This window comes from uncultured Marinobacter sp. (genome assembly GCF_947259545.1).
GTDB lineage: Bacteria > Pseudomonadota > Gammaproteobacteria > Pseudomonadales > Oleiphilaceae > Marinobacter.
The window spans coordinates 1-8618 of the sequence record NZ_CAMYMK010000005.1 but is presented as its reverse complement, the minus strand read 5'-3'; the positions used below and the strand labels follow the sequence as shown (position 1 = coordinate 8618).

8 protein-coding genes and 4 tRNA genes are annotated in these 8618 nt (G+C 56.7%); all 12 read left to right on the top strand.

The genetic code is table 11. The features are described from left to right. The first annotated feature begins 302 nt into the window (after nt 1-302). Complete coding sequence (locus Q0Y21_RS07155) at nt 303-1475, top strand: DUF6160 family protein (RefSeq protein ID WP_297793116.1); 1173 nt, start codon at nt 303-305, stop codon at nt 1473-1475. Between the two features lie 26 nt (nt 1476-1501). Continuing rightward, on the top strand, nt 1502-2566 hold the full coding sequence (locus Q0Y21_RS07150; RefSeq protein WP_297793114.1) for a hypothetical protein: 1065 nt from the start codon (nt 1502-1504) through the stop codon (nt 2564-2566). Further along, a complete protein-coding gene (locus tag Q0Y21_RS07145; RefSeq protein ID WP_297793122.1) occupies nt 2566-3120 on the top strand; it encodes a DUF6160 family protein in 555 nt (184 codons plus the stop codon). The genes Q0Y21_RS07150 and Q0Y21_RS07145 overlap by 1 nt, the downstream gene beginning before the upstream one ends. 9 nt (nt 3121-3129) lie before the next feature. Next, complete coding sequence (locus Q0Y21_RS07140; protein ID WP_297793112.1) at nt 3130-5529, top strand: DUF6160 family protein; 2400 nt, start codon at nt 3130-3132, stop codon at nt 5527-5529. Nucleotides 5530-5633: 104 nt separating this feature from the next. Beyond that, nucleotides 5634-6602, top strand: a complete 969-nt coding sequence (locus Q0Y21_RS07135; RefSeq protein WP_297793109.1) for a biotin--[acetyl-CoA-carboxylase] ligase — start codon at nt 5634-5636, stop codon at nt 6600-6602. Then, nucleotides 6599-7333 (top strand): type III pantothenate kinase, encoded by a 735-nt coding sequence (locus Q0Y21_RS07130; protein ID WP_297793107.1) that lies wholly within the window; start codon nt 6599-6601, stop codon nt 7331-7333. Before Q0Y21_RS07135 ends, Q0Y21_RS07130 begins: the two co-directional genes overlap by 4 nt. After that, nucleotides 7330-7992: a hypothetical protein gene (locus Q0Y21_RS07125; protein WP_297793104.1), complete on the top strand. Its 663-nt coding sequence runs from the start codon at nt 7330-7332 to the stop codon at nt 7990-7992. The genes Q0Y21_RS07130 and Q0Y21_RS07125 overlap by 4 nt, the downstream gene beginning before the upstream one ends. 31 nt (nt 7993-8023) lie before the next feature. Further along, nucleotides 8024-8099, top strand: a tRNA-Thr gene (locus tag Q0Y21_RS07120). A 40-nt stretch (nt 8100-8139) separates the two neighbouring features. Then, a tRNA-Tyr gene (locus Q0Y21_RS07115) sits at nt 8140-8223 on the top strand. Between the two features lie 10 nt (nt 8224-8233). Further along, nucleotides 8234-8308: transfer RNA gene (locus tag Q0Y21_RS07110), tRNA-Gly, on the top strand. A 14-nt stretch (nt 8309-8322) separates the two neighbouring features. Continuing rightward, nucleotides 8323-8398: transfer RNA gene (locus Q0Y21_RS07105), tRNA-Thr, on the top strand. 51 nt (nt 8399-8449) lie between these two features. After that, nucleotides 8450-8618 (top strand): GTP-binding protein (locus tag Q0Y21_RS07100; protein ID WP_297793119.1); only part of this gene is annotated, 169 nt, incomplete at its 3' end.

Sequence of the window (8618 nt, the reverse complement as noted above, 5' to 3'; positions counted from 1 at the left end):
TGAAACAGACCTGCGCCGATGGTAGTGTGGTCCGTCCATGTGAGAGTAGGTCATCGTCAGGCTCTTAATACCGAAAAACCCCAGCATCCTTGATGTTGGGGTTTTTTATTGCCTGAAGGAAAGTTCACAATCTCCCCATTCTATGACGCCGCGCACAGTGACAGTCTGTAGATAAAGGTAAAGTTCTGTATACAAACTGGCCGAAAAACAAAAAGAGCCAGCTTCAGAGACGCTCATTTAACATCCCTAATGCTTAACTGCCGCGCTAAAAAAACAACAGCGGCTTAAAGTGAGATGTAAATATGAGTAAACACGCCGGATTCTTTCTGCTGCTGGCAACCACGGCCACCAGTCTCAGTGCCGAGTTGCGCCCGATATCCGACGATCAGCTCTCCGAGGTAACTGGCCAGGCATTCGTCTCCATTGACCGCCAATACCATCCCGACGAGACGGACAGCACCTCCTATACCAGGGTGAACCTCGGTATGGATGTCGATATCCAGACCAATATCGATGCTCTCGAAATCGGCCGCTATGAGCGGGATGGAGAGATCGTCGGCTCCTCGGATGTACTCATCGAGAATTTTTCACTCGGCTATATCAACAACCAGGCCTACTTCGATCGCAATCCAGAATTCGCCAGACAATACAAACCTGATGGCTCCGCCTACGCTGAAGGCGAGATCGTGCCTTTTACCCTGAGCAATCCGTTTTTTGAGTTTGCCTTCGATGAATCGAGAGATGAGGTCGTCGGTGTGCGGCTGGGGTTCGGTGAAGCCATGGGGGTGTTATCCGGTGATATCCAGTCCCTGACTGGTAATGTGAATATCGACATTGTCGATCAGGGCGAGGGGCTCAGCGAAGCCAACACCGACGGCAACCTTTTTGACGCAATCATCGTGGCGCTGGCGCCTTACCTGGTTGGTAGTAATGCAATCACCAGTCGGGCTGAGCTGGTCTATGGCGCGGAGGGGGATCCGAGGCTCGGTGAGCTGGACCCGATCAGGGCGGAATACGCTGGTGTTCCTAACGGCGAAACCTTTGTCGTCGAAGACGTGCCTTTCTTTACTCGCCTGCTAATCCAGGGGGCGGGTGCCTTTAGTAGCTCCCAGATCGAAGTTCATGGGAGTGATGTCCATATTATTGCCCAGGACTGTCAGGTGCTGGGAATTCAGGCCTGTTTTTCGTTGACCGATTTCAAGAGCCTCCCGGTTGGTAAGTTGGGTGAAATCAACGGTGAGCGGGCAATTGTCGGCCCCGAATCCGGGCTGTTCCTCTCGTTCCAGACGCAAGATCTGGATTGGCTGGATGATGTTTCCAAGACGGACATCACGCCAGAGGATTTCATACGCGCGACCAGTGGTGGTTTTTTCAACATTCCCAATGGTTCCGTCGAGTTTAACCTCAATGAAGCGCTGGGCGGGATTGAGCGCCAGCGTGTGGAATACATCGACCGGGGGCAGGGGCTCTTCTGATGTCTTGTCGAATGAAAGAACAAAACATGACGCTGATATTCCGTCGGGTCATTGTCCTGATAGTCGGGGCCTGGCTGAATTTCTACCCTGGCCAGGGCCGGGCAGAACTTGAGCGTATGGATGATGCCGAGCTTTCTGAGGTCGATGGTGCAGGTCTGGGGGTTGTGCTGGAAGGGTTCAAGTTCTCCCACGGTACCGACGTTCCCGATGCCAACGGAGAGCAGGCCCGTATATTCAAAATTGGCGGCATAACCAGCACGGATGGCCGGGAGGTGGATATTACCGTCAACCACCTTTATATATCCGGCAGCGGCAGTAATTATGGCGAGAATCTTAGTCCGGTTAATCTCGGGCGCCTGATTAATCCCTATCGCATCGATGTGGTTGACGGAAATACGTTTGGGGTGAAAGGCAAGGCTGTACTGGAGTTTGCGGCTCCCGCCATGGTTGATTCGGCCCAGGGATTTAACTGTACCAGTGCGTCGGCCGTTGTGGGGTCAGGACCCTGCTCCAGTCGTCCGGCTACCGTCGACTACATCGGCGAGCGCCCGGATATTGGTCTGCAGATGAACGTGAGAGTCGGCGACGATCGTTCGGCGAATATCAATATCCACGCCGTAAGTGCCGTTATAGACGGGAGCTATCTGCGCTTGTGGGGAGATAATGATCGTCGCCAGATGGTGGGGCAGTTCAAGCTCAATTTTTACTCCCCGGAACTGTCCATCCATGCCTGTGATCAGAGTGGCGAAACGTGCGGTTCCCGGGTGTTGCTCAAGGACTTTGCCCTCGAACTGGCCATTGGCAATGAGCTTCAGCCCGTGTTCTTTGACGTCGACGGTGCCGGCAACTTTGTCGTAGAGGTGGCCGCAATCCAGCAACCCGCGACGGGGGATATCGGTGCCGATGGGCTGCGGGAGAGCAGTAATGCCGCAACCTGGGATTTCTATGAAAGTTATTACACGAATCCGGATTACCGCAGCAATCTCCGGATTGGCAATTTCCGTGTGAGTGACCGGGATTTCGGCTCAATGAGGGTTGAAGGAATGCTGATTCAACACCTCGACATTCGCACCAGGGATCTTGCGCCATGATGACAGTCGCTACCACGAACGTTCTCCTGCTGTTGTGCGCACTTGCGCTATCCATTCCCGGGCAGAGCGCAGCGGAGCTGAAGCGGCTGGATGACCAGGCGCTTGGCGCTGTTGCGGGGCAAGGCGGAATTTACCTGTCCGGTGATGTCAGTATTAACGAGCTCGGTGGTCCTGTTGAAAACAGCTACTTTGGCCGCTGTGACGATGAAACCAGAAAGTGTGGCGCCCGATTTGCCTACCGCCTGAAGGAGAATGGGGGCTGGATGGTACTGGACGATATCCGCGGAAATTTCGCGTTCGAGGGACTTACGCTGAGGGTGCGGACTATCGACTCAGGGTTTGGGGGTGACGGCGTGCTGTTCCGCGCGGATGTGCTGGAGCTAGGGTTGCCCAATACCGTCCGGTTTAACGATGTACGGTTCAAAATCGCTGCCAGCAGCACTGCGCGGCCTACGGACCCCGGATTTCAGCAAACCGATATTTTCTCTGTGGGAATGCGGGGAGAGGTCGTCATGGAGGGGAACCTGCTGGTGTTCCCTGTGGGGAAACCGTAGGGGTACGTTATGAATAGCCGCGATAGATTCCTCTATTTTTTGTCAGTTGCTGCTGGTGTGACGCTGGTGTTTCCCGGCCCGGTGGTGGCGGAGATGCAGCGTCTCGATGATGCGGACCTGGCCGGCATCAGTGGTCAGAGTGGCATTACCCTGGAGATGGACGTGGCGGTGACGGCAGACCGTCTCTCCTACTTCGATGACGGTAATGGCGTTCATCTGGAGGACTTGCGGATCGGGTCAGTGACGAATCCTGATGGCCGGGCATTTCATCGGGTTAAGGTGGATATCACCGACGACGCGACCCTGAATCTGGACTACCTGGTAGAGGATCGCAGAATCGAGTTCGGTGACCTGCGTCTCGCGGGTGCGCCCGGTCTGAGTATGGGTGGGGTGTTTTTCGATCACAGTCTGGAAGGTCATTTGCGTATTCGTCCGGGCGGCGCTCCCGGCGGGTCTGGATATACCTTTGATTCCGCCTACACCATGACCGGTGGGCGCCTGGGGTATCGCACCAACGGCAACGAATTCTTCCTGGATGACATAACTCTGGACGTGGAAGCCCTGGGGGTCACGCTTGATGTCGTGGGCGATACCCTTCGTTTGGCAGCTCCGCGGATTGTGGGTTCGTATAACGTCGGCGCCATCCGTTACAGCGGCAATCCGCTCAACCATGGCCATTCCCGGGATGCCACCACCGGAGCTTTACTGCCCAGTTACGGGAGTATCAGCGGGGCGTTCGATTTGACGACAGCCACCGATATCCAGGCCGGGGGACGCTCTGGGGAAGGCCTGCGGATTGACCATGAGACAACCATTAACAGTGCTCACTTTATCTATCATGACGATGGGAACGCCCTCGCCCTGCGACAGATCAGCGGGTATTACCGGGTGAATGACTTGCGCCTGGATGTCACGGATGATTGGCAGGGGCGGCCCGCACTGGGTCTGACATTGGGGCGTATGACTGGGGAGGTGAACATTGGTGCCATTGAAATGGGGAGCAATGGCCACAGCCTGGGTGAGGTGAACGTCAGTTTTCTGCTGGAAGACCGGGAGTTCGAGGGGCGCTATTACACGAATGCCCTCTATCTTCAGGGCGGAGGCCATCCCGATGCGGGCAGCCAGGGGCTTCGGCTGGCGACCGAGTGGAGTCTGAATCAGGCAGGCCTGAGCTATACCGAAGACGGGAACCGGGTGATTTTCAGCGGCTTGCAATCCTGGGGGCACGGAGACATTACGGTGAACGTGACCCGGGACGAAATCCGGAATGGCACCCGCTTTTACGACGGTTTGAGGATCGGTTTTGAAGGCGTCAAGGCCGGATACCGGATAAACGGTTTGCGGGTTGGCGACGAAGATGCGCCGCTTCAGGGTGGAACTGAGCTGTTGCTGGCGCTGGGCTTCTACCCCGCTTACGAGTTTGAACTGGACGGCCACATGACGCTTGGGGCAGGTGGTGCCAGCGGGGAGGGGATCACGATTAATTCGGACATTCAGCTCCGTAACGGCAGGGCAGCACTGATTGCGGCGCCCTATGACGCCGGATCCGGGGAAGTCGGCCAGAAGGGCTTGTGGTTAAGTGACCTCAGTTACGACGGCCATATCCGGGATATGACGGTCGATGTTACCGAGGAAGGATTGGCGTTCAGCACGGGAGAGAGCTGGAGCACCCTGGACGTCGGAAATCTTCGCTTGGGCGATAAGGACTCGGGACAAAGCTTCGGCCGCTTTGTGGTTCAGAAGTACGAAACCGGGAGCGGGCTGACGATTGTTCCCGGAGGTTCCGGGGAGGTCTGCGCCGGGGGTGTTGGAGCCACGGCGCCGGCATGTGTAGCTTCCGGAGGAATGTGGCAGGACCGGGGTGATGAGGGTATCACCGTCAGGATGAAACAGATCCTGGCGGAGGCCGCGGATGATTCACGCAAGAATGCCTTTATCTGGGAGACCAACCGGGAAACTGACGGCAGCGGCCAGACGATCAACGGTACCGGAACCCGTCTGGTGTTCAACGACATCCACACCAGCGATGGCGGTGACTTTGATCATGATGGTTTCGACGACAATACCTTTGGCGTTCGTACCGATGTGTCTATTGATGTCTACCAGACCAGGGTGGTGAAAAAAGTCGATGGACCGGATTCTCTCGGGGTCCCGGGCTCACGCGGCGATGAGAAAATCATGGATGCTTCTGCGGCTGCAGGTTATCGGTATGAGTCTGCACCCTCTTCCGCAGATCTGGAGAACCGGCCGCTGGGGTTCGCAGTCAGGGCACAGACCCGGTTCAAGGAGCTGTCCATCAACAATGTTGACCTTGTGCACCCGGTTGGTGGTGCGCAGACGGCTGTATATGGGGTCAAGATGCAAAATTTTGATATCAAGGCGAACCTGACCGCGACGCCAATTCCCTGATCGATAGCCGGGTTTACCCGGTATCCGCCCGCGACTCTTTGTTTTTTGTTCCCCGCTGGTGTTTAATCCCGCTTTGATCCTTTCAAACTCTCAGGCTTTATCCGATGAAATCCCGAGCTTTAATAAGTCTTATGGCGGACGGTCAGGTTCATTCCGGGGAATCCCTTGCGTCGAGTCTTGGCATCAGCCGTACCGCAATCTGGAAGCAGGTCAAGAGGGCGGCTGACGAAGGTTATGAGATTGAAACGATCCGTGGCAGGGGGTACCGCCTGATAACAGCCGTTGATCTCCTTGAAGAACCGGTGATTCTCGAGAGCATCCCGGAATCTGCGCGTCGCCGTGTAAGGCTGAAGGTGATGGACGAGGTGGACTCGACCAACGCAGAGATTATTCGTCATCGGCCGGTGCCGGGGGCGTCGGTGATACCGGTATGTATTGCCGATCACCAGACTGCCGGGCGAGGACGCAGAGGGCGGGAGTGGCAGAGCCCACGCGGCCAGAACCTGTATCTGAGCCTGGCACTGACGTTCCATGGTGGGTTCGCGATGCTGGACGGGTTGAGCCTGGTGTTGGGTGTGGCTGCGGCAGAGGCTTTGGAGGCGATGGGAGCCGGGCCTGTCGGCTTGAAGTGGCCGAACGACATCTTTCTCGGTCAAGGCAAAGTGGCCGGTATTCTCGTGGAGTTGCAAGGCGAACTGGAAGAGGGTGTTATCCAGGTTGTGGCAGGAATTGGTCTGAATGTTCATATGAAGCAGGCGGAAGATGTGTCTCAGGCATGGGACAGCCTCTCGGTTGCGTGTCCGGGGACAGTCTGGGCGCGGAATGAATTGGCGGCCAGCCTGATTGATTCCCTGGTTGGCGCAGCTGACGAGTTTTCTGAAAGCGGCTTTGCGGCCTTTCGTGACCGTTGGCAGCGGCGGGATATCTTTGCCGGCAAGGCACTGGTGGCCAGCCAGGGAGACCTGGCGGGTGTTGGTGCGGGTATTGATGGTTCCGGTAATTATCTGTTGGAAACCGAGGGTGGCGTGACAGCTGTGCGGGCCGGAGAAATTAGTTTGCGGGTGCAGTTGTGAGGTTGCTGATTGATGCGGGAAATACCCGCGTGAAGTGGCAGGTGGTTGAGGGGGAGCGCAGGGTTCTCGAGGGGGTGGGGGCCCTTGATAATGATCCGTTTGCCAGTTTATCGGCGGTGCGCGGCAAGGTTTCCCGCATTGCCGTTTCCACCGTGGCGTCGGAGGACAAACGCCGATCCATGACCGAGGCGTTGTCCTGTTATACCTCCGTGAAGCCTTGTTTCTACTGGTCAGAAGCCGAGCGGAACGGGTTGGTGAATGCCTATGAAGACCCCGGGAAAATGGGCGCGGATCGTTGGCATGGAATGTACGGAGCGTGGACCAGGCTGGGGGGCGGTTTCGCTGTCGTAGATGCGGGCAGCGCCATTACGATTGATTTTGTTGACGCTCATGGCCAGCATCTGGGTGGCTATATTCTTCCGGGACGCCGGATGATGCTGCGAAGCCTCAGAAATGACGCGGCGAGAATCGGCTTTGAAGATCACCGGTCCGATGCCGGCGACCCCGGCGCTTCGACGACAGAGTGCGTCCATCATGGGCTGTTCTGGCTCTGGCAGTCGATGGCAACGCGCATTCATCAAGACTGTCGTGTGCGGGCCATTGACCGAGTTCTGGTAACGGGAGGGGACGCATCGGGCGTTCTGGCTGCCGGGCTTGGCGCCGACCACCTCCCGGATCTGGTGTTGCATGGTTTGGCCGCAATAGATGCGGGGGAGTCGGAGCAACCATGAAGTGGCTCGCGATGATGTTGCTGGTGGCGAATGTCGCGCTGTGGTTTTACGGCAGCACTCTGGTTGCTCCGTCGGTTAGTGTGGCGCAGAGTGACGGCCGCTTGCCTCGAGTTGCCACTCTCAAGACCGGATCGGAGAGTTCTCCCGTCACCACACCGACGCCGCCCCCTTCTCTTTTTTGCGCACGTTTGGGCTGGTTTGAATCCGAGGCCGAGGCGCATGACATGGCGGCCGCGCTTGGGAAGTTGCGGGAGGAGTACAGCGTTGAGCGACAGGAGCGGGAGCTGGCTCCGCTGCACTGGGTCCTTATCCCTCCCCAGCCAGCGGATCAGGCCCGAAAAATGTTTCGTGAAATCCAGCGCAGGGGTATCGACTCCTACCTGGTGACCGAGGGTGAAAGGCGCAACGCAATCTCCCTTGGCCTGTTTGAGTCGCGGGAAGCCGCGATTTCGGTAATGGAAGAAAAAAATCGTCAGAATCTCAATGCAGTACTGGCCATGTTCCCCCGAAATCAGATAAGCTACGCGCTCGCTTTTGAGGTCGGCCCGTTGGAAGATTCTGAACAGGCCGGGGCGCTGCAGGCGGATTACCGAGAGGATTTCGAATTAGTCGAAATCGAGCGTTGTGAAGGTGTTGCAACGCCGGAAAAAAGTCCGTAGTATACCGCCCTCGCTGACGAGGCGAATGTGAGCTGGCGTAGCTCAGTTGGTAGAGCAGCTGACTTGTAATCAGCAGGTCGGGGGTTCGATTCCGTCCGCCAGCTCCACTTTTAGTTTTAGGCAGGTTCGCCTTGGCGGGCCTGACTCGGAGGGGTTCCCGAGTGGCCAAAGGGATCAGACTGTAAATCTGACGCGAAAGCTTCGCAGGTTCGAATCCTGCCCCCTCCACCACTTATTGCTCGCGGGCATCGTATAGTGGCTATTACCTCAGCCTTCCAAGCTGATGACGCGGGTTCGATTCCCGCTGCCCGCTCCAATTTAGTTTGTAATGCTCATGTAGCTCAGTTGGTAGAGCACACCCTTGGTAAGGGTGAGGTCGGCGGTTCAAATCCGCCCATGAGCTCCATTATTAATCCGGTCAACGTTATGATCCAGGTTGATTAGGGGGATTGGTCGAATGTCTAAAGAAAAGTTTGATCGCAGTAAGCCGCACCTGAATGTAGGCACCATTGGTCACGTTGACCATGGTAAGACCACTCTGACCGCCGCTCTGACTCGTGTGTGTCACGAAGTCTGGGGTACTGGTTCTGCCAGTGCATTCGACCAGATCGATAACGCACCGGAAG

Coding starts and splice junctions, on each gene's coding strand:
- Q0Y21_RS07155 (WP_297793116.1), top strand. CDS start 303: ATGAGTAAACACGCCGGATTCTTTCTGCTGCTGGCAACCACGGCCACC.
- Q0Y21_RS07150 (WP_297793114.1), top strand. CDS start 1,502: ATGACGCTGATATTCCGTCGGGTCATTGTCCTGATAGTCGGGGCCTGG.
- Q0Y21_RS07145 (WP_297793122.1), top strand. CDS start 2,566: ATGACAGTCGCTACCACGAACGTTCTCCTGCTGTTGTGCGCACTTGCG.
- Q0Y21_RS07140 (WP_297793112.1), top strand. CDS start 3,130: ATGAATAGCCGCGATAGATTCCTCTATTTTTTGTCAGTTGCTGCTGGT.
- Q0Y21_RS07135 (WP_297793109.1), top strand. CDS start 5,634: ATGAAATCCCGAGCTTTAATAAGTCTTATGGCGGACGGTCAGGTTCAT.
- Q0Y21_RS07125 (WP_297793104.1), top strand. CDS start 7,330: ATGAAGTGGCTCGCGATGATGTTGCTGGTGGCGAATGTCGCGCTGTGG.